The following is an 18730-nucleotide window of genomic DNA, read 5'->3' as shown; positions in this document are numbered from 1 at the left end:
GCCAGCCGTGGCCTGCGGTGCGGGACGAAACCGTGCGCATGGGCGGAGGTCCGCCGGACCCGGCGCGGCCGGACGGCGTCGGAACCGGCGCCGTGCGGACGGGCGCCGGAGGCGGCGGATGCGGGGGGAACAACGGGGGGAGTGGCGGTGGTCGGCATGTCCGTCCCTCCCGTCGTCCCGGACGTACGGCCGCCTACCACGGAACGGGTGACGGCCGCACAACAGTGCGTTGTCGGCCCCGGCAGTTTAACCCAGCCGTAAATGGCCGGATTTGGACGGGAAAGGGGTGCCGGGTCCCCGTGACGACCCGGTCCGACGCTCCCGCGGGCGGCGCCTCCCGGCCACCCAATCCGTCCGGCAGCCGCCCGCGGACCTGCGCCGTCTGATGGAGTGGGGCCGTCACCGACCGTCCGCGGCCCGCGGGCGCCGTACCGCTGGAAGGACCGACGAGAGATGCCGTTCACCACCCCGCAGCGCACCGGAGACGCCCGATGACCGCCGCCGACGACTCCGTACTGCACCGCACCGAGGGCCGCGCCGGACACCTCGTCCTCAACCGGCCCCGGGCGCTCAACTCCCTCACCCACGGCATGGTGCGCCGACTCTCCACCGCGCTCGACACCTGGCGGGACGACCCGGACGTCGCCACCGTGGTGCTCTCCGGGGCGGGCGAGCGCGGACTCTGCGCGGGCGGCGACATCCGCGCCATCCACGACGACGCCCGCGACGGCGACGGCGCCGCCACCCGCGCCTTCTGGCGCGACGAGTACCGCCTCAACGCGCAGATCGCCCGCTACCCCAAGCCGTTCGTCGCCTTCATGGACGGCATCGTCATGGGCGGCGGCGTCGGCGTCTCCGCACACGGCACCGTCCGGATCGTCACCGAACGCTCCCGTGTCGCCATGCCGGAGACCGCCATCGGCTTCGTCCCCGACGTCGGCGGACTCCATCTGCTGGCCGCCGCCCCCGGCGAACTCGGCACCCACCTCGCCCTCACCGGCACCCCGATGACCGCCGGTGACGCCCTGCTCTGCGGGCTGGCCGACCACCATGTGCCCGCCGCCCGCCTCCCGGAGCTGGCCGCCGCCCTCGCCACCGACGAGGTGGACGCGGCCGTGGCCCGGTTCGCCGAGCCCGCGCCCGCCGCCGAACTCGCCGACCACCGCGGCTGGATCGACGCCTGCTACGCCGCCGACACCGTCGAGGAGATCGTCGACCGGCTGGAGCACAGCGGGGAACCGGCGGCCAAGAGCGCCGCGCAGACCCTGCTGGAGCTCTCGCCGACCTCCCTGAAGGTCACCCTCGCCGCGCTGCGCCGGGTGCGCCGCCTCGGCACGCTGGAGCGCGTCCTCGACCAGGACTACCGCATCGCCTCCGCGGCGCTCGCCTCGCCCGACCTGGTGGAGGGCATCCGCGCCCGCATCGTCGACAAGGACCGCGCGCCCCGCTGGTCACCGGCGCGGCTGAAGGACGTCACCGACGGCGAGGTCGCCCGGCACTTCCGCTCGCTGGGCCCGGACGAACTCGGCCTCGCGGACGGCTGACGCCCGCTCAGCGCCCGGCCGCGTCGCCGCCCAGTGCGTACAGCAACTCGTACGCGGTCTCCGTCAGACGGCAGGCGCGGCCGCGCCGGGTGGCGACGGCGGCGACGCCCGTGCCGCTCGCCGGGTGGAAGCCGACGAACGCCTGCTGCCCGAACGTCGCCCCCAGATGGAAGAGGAGCGGGCCGCCCGGCGCCGGATGCTGGAACCACGTCAGCGTATGGGTGTGCGGGCGCCCCGCGCCCCGGCGCAGCTGCGGCACCTGCACCGCGCGCACCGCCCCGGCCAGCGGCGTCGACCCGGGGGTCAGCTGGGCCTCCAGATAGGTGAGCAGATCGTCCGGGGTGGCGCGGACCGCCGCCGCCGGGGCGAACGCGCCCATCGAACCGGGCGGTACCGGCGTCCGGCCGTCCGCCCGGTGCCCCAGCGCGTCGGTGCCGGTGGTCCCGGGCTCCAGCGCCGTCCCGGTCAGCCCGAGCGGGTCCAGCACCCGGCGGGTGAGCAGCGCCGGGAAGGCGGTGCCGGTGGCGCGGGTCAGGGCACAGCCCAGCAGCGCCAGGCCGAAGTTGGAGTAGTGCCAGCGGGTCCCGGGCGGCCGTGGCCGGGTGCGGGCGAAGCTGTGCAGCAGCCGGTCGGTGCCGTAGCCGTGGTAGCCGTTGGCGTACGGCTGGAACAGTCCGGCGGGCAGCAGTTCGCGCGGCACCCGCGGCAGCCCGGAGGTGTGGGTGGCCAGATGGCGCAGGGTGATGCCGTGCGCGGTGTGGTGCGGCGGGGTGTGGCGGGGGAGCCGGTCGGTGAGCCGGTCGTCGGTGCCGACCGTCCCGTCCTGGACCAGCGTGGCCAGCAGCAGCACGGTGAACGTCTTGCTGAGCGAGCCGATTTCGTAGCGCAGCGCCCGACGGCCGCCGGGGGGCGGCGGGGCGGTGCCGCCGCTCAGCACGGTGCGGGCGCCGCGGCGGGTGACGGCGACCACCACGTCCGGCGCCTCGACGGCGGCGACGGCGTCCGCCACCCGGTCCGTGAGCGCCACCGTCACAGGGCGTCCGCGAGCGCCCGCGAGGTGGCCATCGCGGAGGCGAACGCGGCGACCAGCGTCGGATGGTGCACGATGTCGAAGACCGTGGCGGCGTCGCCGTCCGGCATCTCCCGCTGGAGCGGCATCGCCCCGCCCGGATCCTGCGCCGCCGCGAACCGCTCCCACACCTCCGCGTCCAGCGACGGCCGCGGCAGACAGGCGTCGACGAAGAGGAGTTCGCCCAGCAGATCCCAGTGGCCCAGGTCCGCCCAGTCCTCCAGCCACGCCGGGAGGTAGCGGGCGAGGTAGTCGGCGACCTGCGGCGGGATCCGCTCGGGGGCGGCACCCCAGTTGGTCAGGTGGAAGACGGTGTGCGTCACGTCGTACGCGATGTGGAGCTGCACCGTCCACGGTTCGGGGCGCTGCGCCAGCCAGGTGCGGGAGAATGCCCGGCCGAAGTCGCCGCTGGGCGTCAGCCCGAGTTTGCGTTCCGCGTTGAGGACGCCGAGGCGCCGGTTGGGCACCATCTCCAGCGCCGACCAGCTCTGCGTCTGGCGTGCCGTCGCGATCGCCCGCTCCAGCCCGGGGTGCCGGTGGCCCAGCTCGTGGAAGCTGCCGTAGATCTCCAGCGGGACGGGGGAGAACGGCTCGTCGTGCTGGAGCGCGGCCAGGACGTTGCCGCCGTCGAGCAGCTCCCGCCAGGCGAAGTCGAGGAGCTGCCCGGCGCGGTTGCGCTGCTGCGATCCGGCGACGCCCTCCCGGAGCAGGACCCGCATGTTGATCACCAGCTCGCCGACCGGCTTGAGCCGCTCCAGGAGCGCGCGGTTGGTGGCGCGGTCCTCGGGCGTCAGCCGAAAGTGCTCACGGTGGGCGTCGAGCCAGGCCAGGGCCCGGTCGCCGACGCGGTGCAGCAGCGCCGGGGGCGCGGCCGTAACGGTCACGGTGCTGCCTCGCTTTCCCGGCCGGGGGCGGTGGCGCGCGCCGGGCCGGTGGAGTCGTCGGGGGTGGTGTCGGTGCCGACGCGGGCGAGCGTGGCGGCGAACGCGGTCACCAGGGTCGAGTGGTAGCAGGTGAGGAACGGATCGTCGCGGTACGGGCCGTCCGCCGGGTCGCTCCGCTCCGGCACCCCGCCGTCCGGCCGCTGCGCCGCGGCCAGCCGCCGCCAGACGTCCGCCGGGTACCAGGGCCGGGGCAGACAGGCGGCGACCGCGAGGAGTTCACCGACCAGGTCCCACAGCTCCCGCTCCAGCTCACCCTCCAGCCAGCAGGGCAGCCAGAGCCGCAGATACGCGGCGAACGGCGCGGCCATCCGGTGGCGGGCGCGCCCCCAGTCGGTGAGGTGGAAGACGTCGTGGGTGAGGCCGTATGCGGCCCGCAGGTCCAGCAGCCAGGGCTCGGCGCGCAGCCCCAGCCCGGTCAGGGCGAACACCGCGCCGGGGTCGGCGTGGAGCGGCACCCCGATCCGCCGCTCGGCGTTGAGCACGCTGAGCGTACGGGTGTGATCGCCGCCCGCCACCCGCCAGCGGCGCAGCCCGGTGACGGTGGTGAGCAGGGCGTCGGCCGCCGGATGGCGCAGCCCGGCGCGGGCGAAGACGCCGTACAGCTCCACCGGGTACACCGCCTGCGGCTCGTTCCGCATCAGCTCGGCGTGGAGCGCGCCCCGCCCGAACTGCTCCCAGGCGAACGCGAACAGCTCCGCGGCCGCCTCCCGCACGTCCGCGCGCGGGTGCAGCTCCTGGATCAGCCGGGCGAGTTCGGCCAGTTCGCCCAGGGGTTTGAGGGTGAGGTTGGGGTCGGCGTCGGTGGTGACGTCGGCGGGCAGCCGGAAGCGGTCGCGGTACGCGCCGAGCCAGCTCAGGGCGCCTGTGGCGACGGAGTCCAGCAGGGCGGTGTCGGCCGCCGCCGACGGCGGGCCGCTCACTCCCCCCGCCCGTAGAAGCACCGGGCGGCGACGAGGTGCAGCGCCACCCGGGCGTCACCGCCGCCCATGTGCCCGATGAAGGCGAGCCCGGCGTCCAGCCCGAGCGTCGGCGGCACCCCGGGCAGCCGCGCCAGCCAGCGGCCGAGCCCCGCCGCCTGGAGCCAGTCCCGGCGGCGGACCGCGCGCACGAAGCCGCGGGCGAGGTCGTCGGTACGGGTGGTCAGCGCGTCGGCGAGGGCGGGGGAGAGGCCCGGCAGCGCCAGCGCGGCGAGTTGGGAGGCGCGGTGCGCGAGCCGGGGCCAGGGGTCGGCCTCGACCCAGCCCGATGCGGCGTCCGGCGGCTGCGGCCAGCGGTCGGGGCCGCCGGGCAGGAACGCGTGGGACGCCTCGACCAGGCCCCGGTAGCTCCAGACCGAGACGGCGGAGGCGTCGGCGCCCGGCGGGAAGGCGGCCAGCGCCGCCTGGACGACGCCGCGGTCCTCGTCTCCCGCGGCCGGGGTGTGGTGGTCCGCGGCGTACGGCGCGAGGGCGTCGGCGCCCAGGACGCGGACGGCCGCCGGTGCCAATGCGTCACTCTGCCGCAGTACACGGGAGAGCGCATAAGGGTCGCCCTCACCCCGCAGGGCGAGGGCGACCCCTGATGCGGCATCGGCGATCACAGTGCTCAGGGATCCGGATCCCTCGGCTTGATCTACCAACGCACTACCTTTCAGCGCGCATCCGGCTTGGGGCGGGGCGTGGGGGGCGAGGCCAGCAGGGCCCCGAGGAGTATCGCGGCCCCGGCGCACTCGCGGGTGTCCCGGAAGACGCCGTCCGGTTCGGTGGAGTCCAGCAGGTCCTCGACCTCGACGGCGAGGGTCACCGACTCGACCGAAGCTGTGCGATCCATGCTCATGGGATCATCTCCTTCTACGGCAGTGCCTTAACTCTTACATCGCCCTTAATCGCCCGCAATCCGAAGAAACGGGCAATTTCCCCGAGCGGGTTCCGGAAGGGGAAGGAAGAGCGACGGCACGTCAGGCCCGCCCGGACCGGGGCCCGGACCCCCGCCACGCAGCAGCAGGCCACCGCTGGGACGCGGGGCCTGCCACCGCCGCCCGGACGGCGCCCGCTGCTCCGGTGAGGTGAACACACCGCCCGACCGGATGAGTACCCGTCAGGAGCGCTGGCGGAGAAGGAGATTGGCGTACGGGCGGCCGCGGCCGTCCCGTCGCGCTCCCCTTATGCCGGCACCTTGTCCAGGAAGCCGTGGACGTCCCGGATCCGGCCCGCCGCGTCCAGTACGAGGACATCGAAGCCGATCACCAGCGGCTCGGCGCCCTCCGGGCCCAGACCCCAGCGGAAGCGGACCTGGCGGTGGTGCCCGTCGACCTCGCCGACCTGCGTGAACACGAACCCCGGGAACTGCGTGTGGACGCCCTCGACGACCGCCGTGATCCCGTCGTGCCCGGCGACCTCCGCCAGCGGGTCGGTGTAGGTCGCCTCGGGCGACCAGTGCGCGGCGAGCAGCTCCGCCCGCTCGTCGCCGGTGGCGTTCCAGGTGGCCAGGTACTGCTGCACGACAGTCTGCATGGTGTTTCTCCCGTTCGTTCCGTTGGGCTGATGACCGAAATCCTGGCCCGGCCCGGTCGCCCGGACCATGACCTCCGAGGTCATGGCCGCGCGGACCCGAACGCCTACGCTCCTGGTATGAGCGTCGCAGTCGAAGTTCCCCCGGTCGGTGCACTGTTGCGTACCTGGCGCGAGCGCCGCCGCTTCAGTCAACAGGAGCTGTCCAACCGTTCGCGGGTCTCCACCCGGCACCTCAGCCGGGTCGAGACCGGCAAGGCCCACCCGACCCCGGAGATGCTGATGCACCTCTCCGACAACCTCGATGTACCGCTACGGGAGCGCAACCGTCTCCTGCTGGCCGCCGGGTACGCCCCGCGCTACCCGGACCGCGCCTGGGACGACTCCTCGATCACGGTCGTGATGGACGGTCTGCGCCGCCTCCTCGACGCCCATCTGCCCTACCCCGCGCTCCTGTTGGACGACCACTGGGACATCGTCGACGCCAACGCCGCCGTCGATCAGCTACTCGTCGGATGCGCGCCGGAGCTGCTGGAGCCGCCGGTCAACGTCGCACGGGTCTGCCTCCACCCCGACGGGCTGGCCCGCCGGATCGGCAACCTCGCGGAGTGGGGCGGCCATCTGCTCCAGCAGGTGAGCCACCGCGCCGAGCGCACCCACGACCCGCGCCACCGCGAACTGGCCACCGAGATCGCCGGATACCGCGGCACCCCCGACACCACCGCCCCCACGGGCCCGGTCATCGCCCTCGAAATCGACGTCGACGGCCACCCGCTCCGCTTCTTCAGCACCTCCGCCACCCTCAGCACCGCCACCGACGCCGCCCTGGAAGGGCTCCACCTGGAAACCTTCCTGCCCGCCGACGAGGAGACCCGGCGCCGGTTCACCCCGCGGTAGCAAGAAGGGGCGTACGGGCCCCGGACCGGGCGCGGCGGCAAACCGCCGGAGGAACCTCCCAACACCTCGCATCTGCCCTGGTCGATCACCCGAAGGGATTGCAGATGCGGGAGAATCCCGCATATCTTTCCGCATATGCAGTCCTACACCATCGGCCGCGCGGCGCGGCTGCTGGGCGTCAGCCCGGACACCGCACGCCGCTGGGCCGACGCCGGGCGGATCGCCACCCACCGCGACGAGAGCGGCCGCCGGATGATCGACGGCCGTGACCTCGCCGCCTTCGCCGTCGAGAACGGCCGCGGCGACACCGGCGAGGAGGGGTCCTACACCTCGGCCCGCAACGCCTTCCCCGGCATCGTCACCGCCGTCACCCTCGGCGATGTGGCGGCCCAGGTGGAGATCCAGGCCGGACCGCACCGCCTCGTCTCCCTGCTCACCCGCGAAGCCGTCGAGGAACTCGGCCTGGAGGTCGGCTCGGAGGCCACCGCCCGGGTCAAGGCCACCAGCGTGCACATCGACCGCGCCTGAGCCCCGCCCGCACCCGGCGGCGCCGCCGCGCCGCCGTCCCGCCCGGGGCGTCCCGTACCGCCCCGCATCCCGAGGAGCCCGCCATGCCGTCCGCCGTGACCCGCCGCCGCGCCGCCACCGCACTCGTGACCGCCGCCCTGCTCGTCCCGCTCGCCGCCTGCGGCAACGACAAGGCGAAGGACACGAAGGACGGCGCCGCCAAGACCGAACTGACGGTCCTCGCCGCCGCCTCCCTCACCGATGTCTTCAAGAGCGCGGGCGCCGCCTACGAGCACGCGCACCCCGGCACCACGGTGCACTTCTCCTTCGCCGGTTCGCAGGAGCTGGCCGCCCAGGTCCGCCAGGGCGCGCCCGCCGACGCCCTGGTCACCGCCGACACCAAGACGATGGACGGGCTCCGCGCCGACACCGGCAAGCCGACCGTCATCGCCAAGAACCGCCTGGTCATCGCCGTCGGCAAGGGCAACCCGAAGAAGATCCACGACCTGAAGGACCTCACCGGCTCCGGGGTGAAGGTGGTGCTCGCCGCCGCCGAGGTACCCGTCGGGCGGTACAGCAAGCAGGTCCTCGACAAGCAGCACCTCGCGGTGCAGCCGGTCTCCCAGGAGCCCAACGTCCGCGCGGTGCTCAGCAAGGTCGAACTCGGCGAGGCGGACGCCGGGATCGTCTACAAGACGGACGCGGCCACCGCCCCCGGCAAGGTCGAGGCCATCGCCCTGCCCGACGCGCAGAACGCCGTCGCCGACTACCCCGCCGCCACCCTCAAGTCCTCGCAGCACACCGCCGACGCCGCCGCGTTCGTGAAGTGGCTCGCCACCCCCGAGGCCCAGCAGATCCTCCGCAAGGCCGGATTCCAGCAGCCCTGACCGCCGCCACGGGCCGGGACCACGGCAGGTCCCGGCCCGCGGCGCGGCGGTTCCGTGGCACGGTGACGGGCGGGGCCGACCGGGCACCCCCGTCACCGCACCCCGCACCCGCCCCAGCACAGGAGCCGCGATGACCCCCCGCCGCCCCCCGCGGTCCCGGCGGCCCGGAACCCGTACGCCCGTGGCCCTCGCGGTGCCCGCGCTGCTAGCCGTGGCGTTCCTGGCGATGCCGTTGATCGGCATCCTCGCCCGCACCTCCTGGGGCGAACTGGGCACCCACCTCACCAGCCCCGGCGTCACCGAGGCGCTGCGGCTCTCGCTCCTGGTCTCCTTCTGGGCGCTGGGCCTCTCCCTGCTGCTCGGGGTGCCGCTCGCCTGGCTGCTGGCACGCGTCTCCTTCCCCGGGAAGGCGCTGGTGCGGTCGCTCGTACTGCTGCCGATGGTGCTGCCGCCGACCGTCGGCGGCGTCGCGCTGCTCCTCGGCTTCGGCCGCCGCGGCGTCCTCGGCCCCTGGCTGGAGAGCACCTTCGGGCTCACCCTGCCGTTCCACACCTCCGGCGCCGTCGTCGCCGCCACCTTCGTCGCCATGCCGTTCCTGGTCATCAGCCTCGAAGGCGCCCTCGCCGGACTCCGCCCCGCCTACGAGGAGACCGCTGCCTCCCTCGGCGCCTCACCGGTACGCGTCTTCCTCACCGTCACCCTCCCGATGATCGCGCCGGGCCTCGCCGCGGGCGCCGCCCTGACCTGGGCCCGGGCGCTCGGCGAATTCGGCGCCACCATCACCTTCGCCGGCAACCTGCCCGGCACCACCCAGACGCTGCCGCTCCAGGTCTATCTGCTGCTCCAGGACTCCCCGGAGGCCGCCACCTCGGTCTCCCTGCTGCTCCTCGCCATCGCCATGGCCGTCCTGGTGGCCCTGCGCGGCCGCTGGGCCGGAACCCCGGCCCGCCGCACTCCCCGCCGCGCCGCCGCCGACGACCGGCCGGGCGCCACCGCCACCGACGGCGGTCCGCCCCCGGACCCCGACCACGGCGCCGCCGCCCCCGAGGACCGCCACGCCCTCCACGCCGACGTCACCGGCTTCACCACCCTCACCCTGGACGCCGCCCCCGGCACCACCCTCGCCGTCGTCGGCCCCAACGGCGCCGGGAAGACCACCCTGCTACGGGCGCTGCTCGGCCTCACCCCGCGCGCCCACGCCGCCCTGCGCCTCGGCGACCTCGACGCCTCCGCGCTGCCCCCGCACCGCCGCGGCGTCGCCTGGGTCCCCCAGGACGGCGCGCTCTTCCCGCATCTGAGCGCCCTGAGCAACACCGCGTACGGACTGCGCGCCCACGGTGTGCCGCGCGGGGCGGCCCGCCGCGCGGCCCAGGAGTGGCTGGACCGGCTCGGCGTCGGCGCGCTCGCCCACCGCCGCCCCGGCCAGCTCTCCGGCGGCCAGGCCCAACGCGTCGCCCTGGCCCGGGCGCTGGCGGCCCGCCCCCGGCTGCTGCTCCTCGACGAACCGCTCGCCGCCCTCGACCAGACCACCCGCGCCCACGTCCGCCACACCCTGCGCCGCCATCTCGCGGGCTTCGGCGGCGTCTGTCTGATCGTCACCCATGACCCGGTGGAGGCGGTGTCGCTCGCCGACCGGGTGCTGGTCCTGGACGCCGGACGGGCCCTCCAGGACGCACCGCCCGCCGAGGTCACCCGCAGCCCGCGCTCCCCGTGGGTCGCCCGGATGCTGGGCCGCAACGCCTGGCCGGGCACCGCCACCGCCGACGGCCTCGCCCTGGACGGCGGCGGCCATGTCATCGCCGCCGATCCGCTGCCCGAGGGCGCCGCGGCGCTCGCGATCCTCGCGCCCGAGGCGGTCTCCGTCCACCGCGAACGGCCCGGCGGCAGCCCCCGCAACGTCTGGCCCGGCACCGTACGCGAGATCACCGCCGCCGGATCCCGGCTGCGCATCCAGATCGCCTCGCCCCGCACCCCCGACCTCGTCGCGGAGGTCACCCCGCAGGCCGCCGCCGACCTGGAGTTGGCCGACGGCGTCGCGGTGTGGACCAGCGTCAAGGCGACGGAGATCTCCCTCGTCGCCCTGTGACGCCGTCCGGTCAGTGCGGGCGCTCGGCCGCCTCCAGTACGAAGACCGGGATCGTCCGGTCGGTCTTCTTCTGGTACTCGGCGTAGTCCGGGAACGCGTCCACGGCCCGCGCCCACCACTCGGCCTTCTCGGCGCCGTGCACCTCACGCGCCGTCATGTCCTGCCGCACCGGGCCGTCCTGCAGCTCCAGCCGCGGGTCGGCCACCAGATTGTGGTACCAGACCGGGTGCCGGGGCGCCCCGCCGAGCGACGCCACCGCCGCGTACCGGCCGTTGTGCTCCACCCGCATCACCGGGGACTTGCGCAGCTTGCCGCTCTTCGCACCCCGGGTGGTCAGCACCACCACCGGCATCCCGCGCAGCATCGTGCCCTGCTGCCCACCGGAACTCTCGATCAACTCCACCTGCTCGCGCACCCAGGGCGTCGGGCTCGGCTCGTACTCGCCCTCAAGAGGCATCGGGGCTCCTCGTCCTCGTCGTCACAGCCAACGTCCGCCGCCGCACGGCGGCCCGTCCCACTCAACACCGGAGCCCCGCGATTCACTCCCCAACCGGGCGGTCGTGTCGCGCCGCCGGACCAGGACCGGGCCCCGCCGCCCCGATCCCGGACGGTAGCCTCGGCGTGACGGAGCCGACGGGGTACGGGGGAGCGAGCGGCAGTGGTCAACGAGCAGACGGGGAACGGGCGGTCGGCCGGAGCGGGGGAGCCCGGCAAACCCGGCGTCCACCAGGGCGCCTCGGCACGCGATCAGGGGATCAACAACCAGGCGGGCCGCGACCAGACGATCCACAACAACAGTCATCACCACCACTACTACGGTGCCCCGCCCCGGCCCACCTCGCCACCGGCGCCGCCGGGCGGCGGCCGCGGCCCGCGCACCGTCCTGGCCGTGGCCGGTGCGGTCGTCGGCGCGGTGGTCCTCACGGTGGTGCTGACGAACCTCATCCCCTCCGGCGGTGGGCACCGCACCGACGACGGCCCGACCCCGGGCCCGACCACCACCGCCGCTCCCACCGCCGCGCCGACCACGCCGCCGCCGAGCGAGAGCCCCACCCCGCCCGCGCCGGGCACCGTGCGGTGGCAGGGGGAGCTGCGACTCGACGGTTCCGACATGGGCAAGAAGGACCTGGACACGAAGCAGCCGACCCGGGTCGACCAGAACGACCCGGCGGCGGACCTCTGGTTCTGGCACGACATGAACGGCGTCCTGAAGGCCGACAACGACGCGATCATCGCCGAATGGAGCGGCACCGGGCTCCCCACGGCAGCGCAGTGCGCCGGGATCGTGGGCGGTTCGGGCACCACCGAACTCCCCCTCAAGACCGGCAAGGTCCTCTGCCTGCAGACCAACGACCACCGCATCGGCCGACTCAAGGTCACCAAGTTCTGGAACGACGTGGGCGACGGCGGCGTCGTCTTCGACACGGTGATCTGGGAGAAGAGTTAGCCCCCCCGCGGGGCACCGTCACCCCCGCGGCGCCGCCGCCTCCACCTCCTCGATGCTGCCCGACATCAGCGTCCGGACATGCGCGGTGAGGTGCTCGGTGGGCCAGTCCCACCAGGCGACGGCCAGCAGCCGGGCGATGTCCGCGTCGCTGTAGCGGGTGCGGAGGAGGCGCGCCGGGTTGCCGCCGACGATGCCGTAGTCGGGGACGTCGGAGGTGACGACCGCACCGGCGCCGATGATCGCACCGTGGCCGATCCGGACGCCGGGCAGCACCGTCGCACCGTGGCCGCACCAGACGTCGTGCCCGACGACGGTGTCGCCCCGGTTTGGCAGCCCGGTCAGCAGATCGAAGTGGTCGGCCCAGGCGCCGCCCATCGTCGGGAACGGGAACGTCGAGGGGCCGTCCATCCGGTGGTTGGCGCCGTTCATCAGGAACCGCACACCGGTGCCGAGCGCGCAGAACTTCCCGATGACCAGCTTCTCCGGCCCGTAGTGGTACAGCACATTGCGCGTCTCGAACGCCGTCGCGTCCTCGGGGTCGTCGTAGTACGTGAACTCCCCGACCTCGATCAGCGGGGACGTCACCAGCGGTTTCAGCAGCACCACCCGCGGCTGTCCGGGCATCGGGTGGCGGGTCGTCGGATCGGGCGGTACGGGCACGGCGGCGGCTCCTCGGCGGCAGGCGGCGGACGGCGCTCCATGATCACCCACCGGGCCGCCCGGCACCTCCGATTTCCCGCGGGCGTACGGCCGTTGCCGTGCCCTACGCTCTACCGCGCGGCGCCGCCGCACCCGTACGGTCACCCCGCACGCCGTCCGACGACGCCCTGAGGACCGCACATGCTCGCGCAGCACACCGCCGCCCCCGACCCGGCGGCCGCCCCCACCCTCGAACGCGGCGCCATCGGCACGGGCGACCTCGTCTTCTTCGTCGTCGCCGCGGCCGCGCCGCTCACCGTCATGGCGGGCGCCGCCCCCGTCGCCATCGGCATGGCCGGTCCGGCCGTCCCCCTCGGCTACCTCGTCGCCGGACTGCTCCTCATCGTCTTCGCCGCCGGATTCACCGCGATGAGCCGCCACGTCCGCAACGCCGGGGCCTTCTCCGCCTACATCGGCCGCGGGCTGGGCCGCCCGATCGGCGCCGGTGCCGCCTATGTCGCACTGCTCGCCTACAACGCCCTGGAGGTGGGGCTGCTCGCCGCGTTCGGGCACTTCACGGCGGGGGCGTTCGCGGACCTCACCGGGGTCCGCGTCGCCTGGTGGCTCTGGGCGCTCGGCGGGCTCGTCGCCATCGGCGTCCTCGGCTACCTCCGGGTCACCCTCAGCGCGAAGGTGCTCGGCGCCGCCCTCGTCCTGGAGGTGCTGGTCCTCCTCGTCCTGGAGACCGGGATCCTGGCGCACGGCGGCGGACCGGCCGGACCGGACCTCACCGTCCTCACCCCCGACCGCCTCGCCGCCCCCGGCGTCGGCGGCATGTTCGTCCTCGCGATCGGCGCGTTCGTCGGCTTCGAGGCGACCGCCCTCTACGCCGAGGAGACCCGCGACGCGGCCCGCGCCGTCCCCCGCGCCACCTGCCTCGCCGTCGCCTTCCTCGCGCTCTTCTACACCCTCACCACCTGGCTGATCATCAGCGCCTACGGGGCCGACCGGGTCCAGGACCTCGCGCGCGGGCCCGGCGGCACCGACCTGTTCTTCACCGCTGCCACCCGCTTCGTCGGCGCCTGGGCCGCCGACACCATGCGCCTCCTCCTGGTCACCAGCGCCTTCGCCGCCACCCTCGCCTTCCACAACGCCGCCACCCGCTACGGCTACGCCCTCGGCCGCGAGGGGCTGCTGCCCCGCCGCCTGGGCACCGTCTCCGCCCGCACCCGCGCGCCGGGCGTCGCCGTCCTCGCCCAGTCCGCCTGCGCGCTGGTCACCGTCGTGGTCACCGCCGCGGCGGGCGCCGATCCGTACACGGTGACGTTCCTGTGGACCAGCGGCACCGGCATCGTCGGCGTGATGGTGCTCCAGGCGCTCGCCGCGGCGGCGGTGTTCGGCTTCTTCCGGACCGACCGGCGCCGGCTGCCCCGGTGGCGGGTGGTGGCCGCGCCGCTGACGGCGTGCGCCGGACTGACCGCGCTCACCGTCCTGGTCTGCCGCAACTTCACCCTGCTCACCGGCGCCCCGCCCGGCGTCAACGCCGCCCTGCTCGCCCCGCTGCCCGTCGTCGGCGCCCTCGGGATCGCCCGGGCACTGCGCATCCGCCGCCGTGACCGGGCCGCGTACGCCCGGCTCACCACCGTCGACGGTGACCGCGACTGATCGGACACGCCGGTGCCCCGGACCCTCCGCGGGGAGGGGCCGGGGCACCGGCGGTCACCGCGCCGTCAGGACGCCAGGACCGGCTCCGGGCGGACCCGGCGGCGCTGCTCCGACCAGCTGTGCAGCGCGGTCGCACAGGCGTGGTCGAGATGGCGCAGGGCGCTCAGATCCAGCTCGACCTCGCGGCCCGGGGGCAGCTCGGCGAGCTGGTCCAGCAGCTTCGGCAGCCGCAGGAACGTCGCATTGCCCACGGCCCGCACCCGGATCGGCGCGTCCCCGTCCGGCACCGTGATCTCCAGCTGCACCTGCGAGGTGTCCCACGCGGTCTTGGCGACGGCCAGCAGCAGCCCGATCAGCACGCCCTCGAACATGTTGACCGTGACGATCGCGACCGCCGTCACCAGCAACACCACCGCCTCACCGCGGTGTTCGCGCCACAGCTGCGGCAGCTCCCGCAGCGGCAGCAGCTTCCACCCGGCGTGCACCAGCACCCCCGCCAGCGCCGCGACCGGTACGACGCCCAGCGCCGCCGGGAACGCCGCCGCGAACAGCAGGATCCACACCCCGTGCAGCACCCGCGACGCCTTCGTCCGCGCGCCCGCCTGCACATTGGCGGCGCTGCGGACGATCACCGCGGTCATCGGCAGCGCGCCCAGCACCCCGCACACCGCGTTGCCCGCGCCCTGCGCCATCAGCTCCTTGTCGTAGTCGGTCTTCGGGCCGTCGTGCAGCCGGTCCACCGCCGCCGCGCTGAACAGCGACTCCGCCGAGGCGATCAGCGCGAACGACAGGACCGTGCCCAGCACCAGCGGCTCGGTCAGCCGCCCGATGTCGGCGAGCCCGGGCGGCTGCACCGCCGCCAGCAACCCGCTGACCTCGACCCGCGCCACCGGCAGGTCCAGGACGAACACCGTGGCGGTGGCGAGCAGTACGGCGGCCAGCGGCGCCGGGAGCAGCCGCGCCGCCCGCTTCCACCGCGGCCACAGCACCAGCACCGCGACGGTGCCCGCGCCGACCGCGAAGGCGGTGGCGGCGCCGCCGCCCTGGGCCGTCTCCCAGACCAGCCGGGGCAGCCCCGCGAGGTTGGCGAGCCCGTCACCGGGCGCCTCCGCGTCGGTGAGGGTGTAGAGCTGACCGGCGATCAGCACCAGCCCGATCCCGGCCAGCATGCCCTGGACCACGGCGACCGAGATCGCCCGGAACCACCGCCCCAGCCGCAGCGCCCCCATGAGCAGTTGCAGGGCGCCCGCCGCCAGCACCAGGGCGCCCAGCGCCCCCAGCCCGTACGCCTGCACCGCTTCGTAGACGAGGACGGTCAGACCGGCCGCGGGGCCGGAGACCTGGAGGCTGCTGCCGGGGAGCAGGCCCGTGAGCAGACCGCCGACGATGCCGGTGACCAGGCCCAGTTCGGCGGGGACGCCGGAGGCCACCGCGACGCCCACACAGAGCGGTACGGCGACGAGGAAGACGACGAGGGAGGCGGCGAAGTCCGCCCGCAGGGACGGGAGTCGGTTCACTATCAGTCGATTCATGGTGGGAGGAGCCGCCTTCACAGCGGGAGGAACGCGTCGGTCGCCGGGTCGTGCACGGTGACCCGGCCGGTGTGGACCTCGTAGAACCAGCCGTGCAGTCCGACGGAGCCGGTCGCCAGCCGTTCGCGCACGCTGGGGTAGGCGCGGAGGCGTTCGACCTGTTCGCAGACGTGGCGGCGGACGGCGGTGGCCGCGGCCGGTTCCGCGTCGTGCGGCAGCGAGTCGGAGAGTTCCTGGCGGAGCCAGTCGCGGACGTCCGGCGCCGCGGTCAGGTCCTCCCCGCGGCACCGCGCGCCGACCGCGCCGCAGTGCGAGTGGCCGCAGACGACGATGTCGGCGACCTCCAGGACCCGCATCGCGTACTCGATCGTGGCGGCCTCGGAACTCGCCGCCCGGCCGGGGGTGTAGAGGGGCACGGCGTTGCCCGCCGTGCGCAGTTCGAAGAGTTCCCCGGGGCGCGCGCCGGTGATCAGCGACGGGATGACCCGGGAGTCGGAGCAGGTGATGAAGAGGGCGAGCGGCGACTGACCGGCGGCGAGCCGTCCGTAGCTCTCCCGCTCCTCCTGGAGATCGGCGATACGGGCACTGTGGCCCCGGGCGTGCTGGATGAAGGTGTCCATGAGGACAGGGCTCCTGCTGATGAGGGTGGGCCGTGGAACGCCGCCCGCGGGCGGCGGCAACGCGTGGTGCGGTCGGTCCGTGGTGCTCAGCAGCGGAAGACGCAGTGCAGGACGGAGAGCGAGGACGGCCGCGCTCTGCCGTCGTCGGTCCGCGGCGCCACGCCGGGAGCGTGCGTCGGGGGGACCCGGACGGCCGGGGCGCGGTCGGGCGCCACCGGGGCGTTCGGGGGCGGCAGCGGAACGGCGTGGCGGGGGCCGCGTCGCACTCCGTGGCCGCGTTCCGTCTCGCGTTCGGCGAGTTCGCCGTTGGTGTAGCTCGGGGAGCCCAGGGCGGGCGGCGCCGCCGCGCTGGTACCGGTCGCCGTCGCGGTGACCGCGGCGGTGGCGGTCGGTGTGGCGGCGCCCAGCAGGAAGAGGAGGAGCACGGCGAGCGTGGTCATCGGTCGTACGGCCGGCCGGTGTCGGCCCGGCGTGTTCTTGTCCCGGCGCATCATCGCCTCTCGGTCGTCGGTCGGCCCGCGGCGGCCGGACGTGGTCGGGTGTACGGATCAACGGATGGACGGGCGGAAGGGTGCGCGCCACCGAGGCGGCGTCGCCGGGGCGCCCGTGCCCCGGCCGGTCAGGCGGCCGGTTCCAGCGCGGAGATCTCGGGCAGCGACATCCCCAGCCGCCGGTGGAGGAAGCGCACGATCGTCCAGTGCGGCAGCGCCCCCTCGTCGAACGCGCCGAACGCCGCGCAGTACAGCGGGATCCAGCGCAACGCCTCCTCCAGCACCTGCTCGCGCCCGGGCTCCTGCCGGTAGTCGTCGTAGGCGAGCGAGCGGTGCTCGATGAAGAACCGGCCGGGCAGCCGCTCCTCGCACAGGGCGCGGTACTCGCGGGTCTGGAGGATCAGGTGGTGCCAGATCTCGTCGATCTCCTGCTCCACGGGGAGGAAGAGTCCGCCGAGCCGGTCGTGGTGGCGCGAGACGAGATAGAGGTAGCGCAGACACTCGGTCACCTGCCGCTCGACGGACGCGCGCGGGGCGCCGGTGGAGTGGGTGAAGTGGTCGACCACCTCGGTGTGCAGCTCCGCGCCGAGCAGCGCGGTGAGGTCGTCGGCGGTCAGGACGGCGGGCGGCGGAGCGGTGCCGGTCATGGTTCTCCCGTGGGGCGGTCGGTTCAGGCGCCGGTGGCGAGCCAGGCGTACTTGCCGGAGGCGCCGATCGGCAGATGGTCGTGGTGTTCGGGGCGGCAGTCGCGGCCGGTCAGCTCGCGCACACCGGCCGCCAGCGCGGTGTGCTCCGCCCCGGTCAGCGGCGCCCCGTCGAACGTGGTGTACGCGAGCCGGGCCGGACCGTCGCCGCCGGTCCGCAGCTGGTGCAGGAAGATCCGCGGGCTGGCGGCGCCGATCCGGTCGTCGAGATCGCCCTGCGCCACCGGCCCGTGCGGGGTCGGCAGCAGCTCCTTCTCCCGCCCGCAGAACCGCACGATCCGCTCCGGGTCCGGGACACCGCCCTCGGTACGGACGCAGTCGCCGGAGCGGTAACGCACCAGCGGCATGTACGGGTTGCGGACGCTGGTGACGATGAGCTGGAAGATCTCGCTGCCCGGGGCGACGGGCAGCAGCTCGACGCTCATCCCGTCCAGGTGCGGGCGGTAGCGTCCCCGGCGGTCGCCGGAGTAGAGGTAGCCCAGCTCGGTGCTGCCGAAGAGGTCGATGACCGGACAGGCGAAGTGCTGCGCCAGGAAACGGCGGACGTTCACCGGCGTGTACTCGTACGCATGGATGATGCTGGCCGGGGGCGGGAATGCGTCCCACAGGCCCCATCTGCCGATCTTCAGCAGCAGATGCGCCAGGTGGTAGCCGGAGCAGTCGAGGTGGTACCAGCCGCGCGGATGCGTCTGCCGGGCCGCGTCGATCTCCCCGAGCATCCGCAGGACCTCGTCGCGCTCCCAGCGCGCCGGGTCGAGCCGGAGATTGACGTACGAGGTACGGGAGTCCAGGCGCCGGTCGGTGGGGCCGGGGGAGGGGTCGGGCGCGGTGCCGCGCTTGGCGGCGTTGACCCGTGCGACGTGCTCGGTGGCGAGGACGGTGGTCAGCGACACCCGGCGGCAGCCCTCCTGCCAGGTGTGCGCGATGTCCGGGTGCTCGCTCCACAGCTGGTAGTAGGAGCGGAGCAGGAAGTAGGGCGGCCGGATGATCTGCATCCGGGCGTGGTTCGTGCCGGTGGACAGGACGAACTCGGCGTCGCCGTTCTCCAGGGCGGTGGCCAGCGCGGGCGTCATCCAGTTGTCGGGGAAGCCGCGGGCGATCTCGGGCTTGTCGAGCAGCGGGAAGTGCCCCCGCGCCAGCGAGTCGCGGTAGATCGGGATGTCCTTGATCTGCGCGCGGACCTCGGCCGTCGGCTGGCCGTCCAACTCC

General features: G+C 74.5%; 20 protein-coding genes. 7 read left to right on the top strand and 13 right to left on the bottom strand.

Features of this window, described 5'->3' with window-relative positions; genetic code table 11:
- Window positions 1–491: 491 nt before the first annotated feature.
- Window positions 492–1544 (top strand): enoyl-CoA hydratase/isomerase family protein, encoded by a 1053-nt coding sequence (locus IF23_RS0111895; protein ID WP_030282702.1) that lies wholly within the window; start codon window positions 492–494, stop codon window positions 1542–1544.
- A 7-nt stretch (window positions 1545–1551) separates the two neighbouring features.
- On the opposite strand, the gene IF23_RS0111890 is transcribed toward IF23_RS0111895, so the two are convergent.
- The 6 genes from IF23_RS0111890 to IF23_RS0111865 all read right to left on the bottom strand — a co-directional run bounded on the left by IF23_RS0111890 (window position 1552) and on the right by IF23_RS0111865 (window position 6049).
- On the bottom strand, window positions 1552–2571 hold the full coding sequence (locus IF23_RS0111890; protein ID WP_245654959.1) for a serine hydrolase domain-containing protein: 1020 nt from the start codon (window positions 2569–2571) through the stop codon (window positions 1552–1554).
- A 2-nt stretch (window positions 2572–2573) separates the two neighbouring features.
- Window positions 2574–3497, bottom strand: a complete 924-nt coding sequence (locus IF23_RS0111885; protein ID WP_030282698.1) for a DUF6895 family protein — start codon at window positions 3495–3497, stop codon at window positions 2574–2576.
- The gene (locus IF23_RS0111880) at window positions 3494–4477 is read right to left on the bottom strand and encodes a DUF6895 family protein (RefSeq protein WP_211266151.1); all 984 of its coding nucleotides are present in this window, start codon (window positions 4475–4477) and stop codon (window positions 3494–3496) included. Before IF23_RS0111880 ends, IF23_RS0111885 begins: the two co-directional genes overlap by 4 nt.
- Window positions 4474–5043 (bottom strand): hypothetical protein, encoded by a 570-nt coding sequence (locus tag IF23_RS0111875; RefSeq protein WP_245654958.1) that lies wholly within the window; start codon window positions 5041–5043, stop codon window positions 4474–4476. The genes IF23_RS0111880 and IF23_RS0111875 overlap by 4 nt, the downstream gene beginning before the upstream one ends.
- Window positions 5044–5186: 143 nt before the next feature.
- The gene (locus IF23_RS0111870) at window positions 5187–5372 is read right to left on the bottom strand and encodes a hypothetical protein (RefSeq protein ID WP_030282691.1); all 186 of its coding nucleotides are present in this window, start codon (window positions 5370–5372) and stop codon (window positions 5187–5189) included.
- Window positions 5373–5698: 326 nt separating this feature from the next.
- Window positions 5699–6049 (bottom strand): nuclear transport factor 2 family protein, encoded by a 351-nt coding sequence (locus IF23_RS0111865; protein WP_030282690.1) that lies wholly within the window; start codon window positions 6047–6049, stop codon window positions 5699–5701.
- Between the two features lie 117 nt (window positions 6050–6166).
- On the opposite strand from IF23_RS0111865, the gene IF23_RS0111860 reads away from it, so the two are divergent.
- From IF23_RS0111860 to IF23_RS0111845, 4 genes are all read left to right on the top strand, one after another.
- Window positions 6167–6943, top strand: a complete 777-nt coding sequence (locus tag IF23_RS0111860) for a helix-turn-helix domain-containing protein (RefSeq protein WP_030282688.1) — start codon at window positions 6167–6169, stop codon at window positions 6941–6943.
- Window positions 6944–7078: 135 nt separating this feature from the next.
- Complete coding sequence (locus IF23_RS0111855) at window positions 7079–7471, top strand: TOBE domain-containing protein (RefSeq protein ID WP_030282686.1); 393 nt, start codon at window positions 7079–7081, stop codon at window positions 7469–7471.
- 83 nt (window positions 7472–7554) lie between these two features.
- On the top strand, window positions 7555–8337 hold the full coding sequence (gene modA / locus IF23_RS0111850) for a molybdate ABC transporter substrate-binding protein (protein ID WP_030282684.1): 783 nt from the start codon (window positions 7555–7557) through the stop codon (window positions 8335–8337).
- A gap of 130 nt (window positions 8338–8467) precedes the next feature.
- On the top strand, window positions 8468–10423 hold the full coding sequence (locus tag IF23_RS0111845) for an ABC transporter permease (RefSeq protein ID WP_030282682.1): 1956 nt from the start codon (window positions 8468–8470) through the stop codon (window positions 10421–10423).
- 10 nt (window positions 10424–10433) lie between these two features.
- On the opposite strand, the gene IF23_RS0111840 is transcribed toward IF23_RS0111845, so the two are convergent.
- Window positions 10434–10880 (bottom strand): nitroreductase family deazaflavin-dependent oxidoreductase, encoded by a 447-nt coding sequence (locus IF23_RS0111840; protein WP_030282680.1) that lies wholly within the window; start codon window positions 10878–10880, stop codon window positions 10434–10436.
- A gap of 201 nt (window positions 10881–11081) precedes the next feature.
- Between IF23_RS0111840 and IF23_RS34390 the strand changes: the two genes are divergently transcribed.
- Complete coding sequence (locus IF23_RS34390; protein WP_030282678.1) at window positions 11082–11870, top strand: hypothetical protein; 789 nt, start codon at window positions 11082–11084, stop codon at window positions 11868–11870.
- An 18-nt stretch (window positions 11871–11888) separates the two neighbouring features.
- Here the strand turns inward: IF23_RS34390 and IF23_RS0111830 are convergent, their stop codons facing one another.
- A complete protein-coding gene (locus tag IF23_RS0111830; protein ID WP_425423833.1) occupies window positions 11889–12494 on the bottom strand; it encodes a CatB-related O-acetyltransferase in 606 nt (201 codons plus the stop codon).
- Window positions 12495–12710: 216 nt separating this feature from the next.
- Between IF23_RS0111830 and IF23_RS0111825 the strand changes: the two genes are divergently transcribed.
- Window positions 12711–14174: an APC family permease gene (locus IF23_RS0111825; RefSeq protein ID WP_030282675.1), complete on the top strand. Its 1464-nt coding sequence runs from the start codon at window positions 12711–12713 to the stop codon at window positions 14172–14174.
- A gap of 65 nt (window positions 14175–14239) precedes the next feature.
- On the opposite strand, the gene IF23_RS0111820 is transcribed toward IF23_RS0111825, so the two are convergent.
- From IF23_RS0111820 to IF23_RS0111800, 5 genes are all read right to left on the bottom strand, one after another.
- Complete coding sequence (locus tag IF23_RS0111820; protein WP_169749995.1) at window positions 14240–15706, bottom strand: SulP family inorganic anion transporter; 1467 nt, start codon at window positions 15704–15706, stop codon at window positions 14240–14242.
- Window positions 15707–15723: 17 nt separating this feature from the next.
- Complete coding sequence (locus IF23_RS0111815; protein ID WP_030282672.1) at window positions 15724–16326, bottom strand: carbonic anhydrase; 603 nt, start codon at window positions 16324–16326, stop codon at window positions 15724–15726.
- Between the two features lie 86 nt (window positions 16327–16412).
- Window positions 16413–16766, bottom strand: a complete 354-nt coding sequence (locus tag IF23_RS0111810; RefSeq protein ID WP_157848004.1) for a hypothetical protein — start codon at window positions 16764–16766, stop codon at window positions 16413–16415.
- Between the two features lie 179 nt (window positions 16767–16945).
- Entirely contained in the window at window positions 16946–17464 is a 519-nt protein-coding gene (locus IF23_RS0111805; RefSeq protein WP_030282669.1) for a glycine-rich domain-containing protein, read from the bottom strand.
- A 23-nt stretch (window positions 17465–17487) separates the two neighbouring features.
- Window positions 17488–18726 (bottom strand): phenylacetate--CoA ligase family protein, encoded by a 1239-nt coding sequence (locus tag IF23_RS0111800; protein ID WP_030282668.1) that lies wholly within the window; start codon window positions 18724–18726, stop codon window positions 17488–17490.
- Between the last annotated feature and the right edge of the window lie 4 nt (window positions 18727–18730).

Source organism: Streptomyces catenulae, assembly GCF_000718015.1.
In the GTDB taxonomy this organism is placed as follows: Bacteria; Actinomycetota; Actinomycetes; order Streptomycetales; family Streptomycetaceae; genus Streptomyces; species Streptomyces catenulae.
This window is presented reverse-complemented; position numbering and strand designations above follow the sequence as displayed.

Coding starts and splice junctions, on each gene's coding strand:
- IF23_RS0111895 (WP_030282702.1), top strand. CDS start 492: ATGACCGCCGCCGACGACTCCGTACTGCACCGCACCGAGGGCCGCGCC.
- IF23_RS0111870 (WP_030282691.1), bottom strand. CDS start 5,372: ATGAGCATGGATCGCACAGCTTCGGTCGAGTCGGTGACCCTCGCCGTC.
- IF23_RS0111865 (WP_030282690.1), bottom strand. CDS start 6,049: ATGCAGACTGTCGTGCAGCAGTACCTGGCCACCTGGAACGCCACCGGC.
- IF23_RS0111860 (WP_030282688.1), top strand. CDS start 6,167: ATGAGCGTCGCAGTCGAAGTTCCCCCGGTCGGTGCACTGTTGCGTACC.
- IF23_RS0111855 (WP_030282686.1), top strand. CDS start 7,079: ATGCAGTCCTACACCATCGGCCGCGCGGCGCGGCTGCTGGGCGTCAGC.
- modA (WP_030282684.1), top strand. CDS start 7,555: ATGCCGTCCGCCGTGACCCGCCGCCGCGCCGCCACCGCACTCGTGACC.
- IF23_RS0111845 (WP_030282682.1), top strand. CDS start 8,468: ATGACCCCCCGCCGCCCCCCGCGGTCCCGGCGGCCCGGAACCCGTACG.
- IF23_RS0111840 (WP_030282680.1), bottom strand. CDS start 10,880: ATGCCTCTTGAGGGCGAGTACGAGCCGAGCCCGACGCCCTGGGTGCGC.
- IF23_RS0111830 (WP_425423833.1), bottom strand. CDS start 12,494: ATGCCCGGACAGCCGCGGGTGGTGCTGCTGAAACCGCTGGTGACGTCC.
- IF23_RS0111825 (WP_030282675.1), top strand. CDS start 12,711: ATGCTCGCGCAGCACACCGCCGCCCCCGACCCGGCGGCCGCCCCCACC.
- IF23_RS0111820 (WP_169749995.1), bottom strand. CDS start 15,706: ATGAATCGACTGATAGTGAACCGACTCCCGTCCCTGCGGGCGGACTTC.
- IF23_RS0111815 (WP_030282672.1), bottom strand. CDS start 16,326: ATGGACACCTTCATCCAGCACGCCCGGGGCCACAGTGCCCGTATCGCC.
- IF23_RS0111810 (WP_157848004.1), bottom strand. CDS start 16,766: ATGACCACGCTCGCCGTGCTCCTCCTCTTCCTGCTGGGCGCCGCCACA.
- IF23_RS0111805 (WP_030282669.1), bottom strand. CDS start 17,464: ATGACCGGCACCGCTCCGCCGCCCGCCGTCCTGACCGCCGACGACCTC.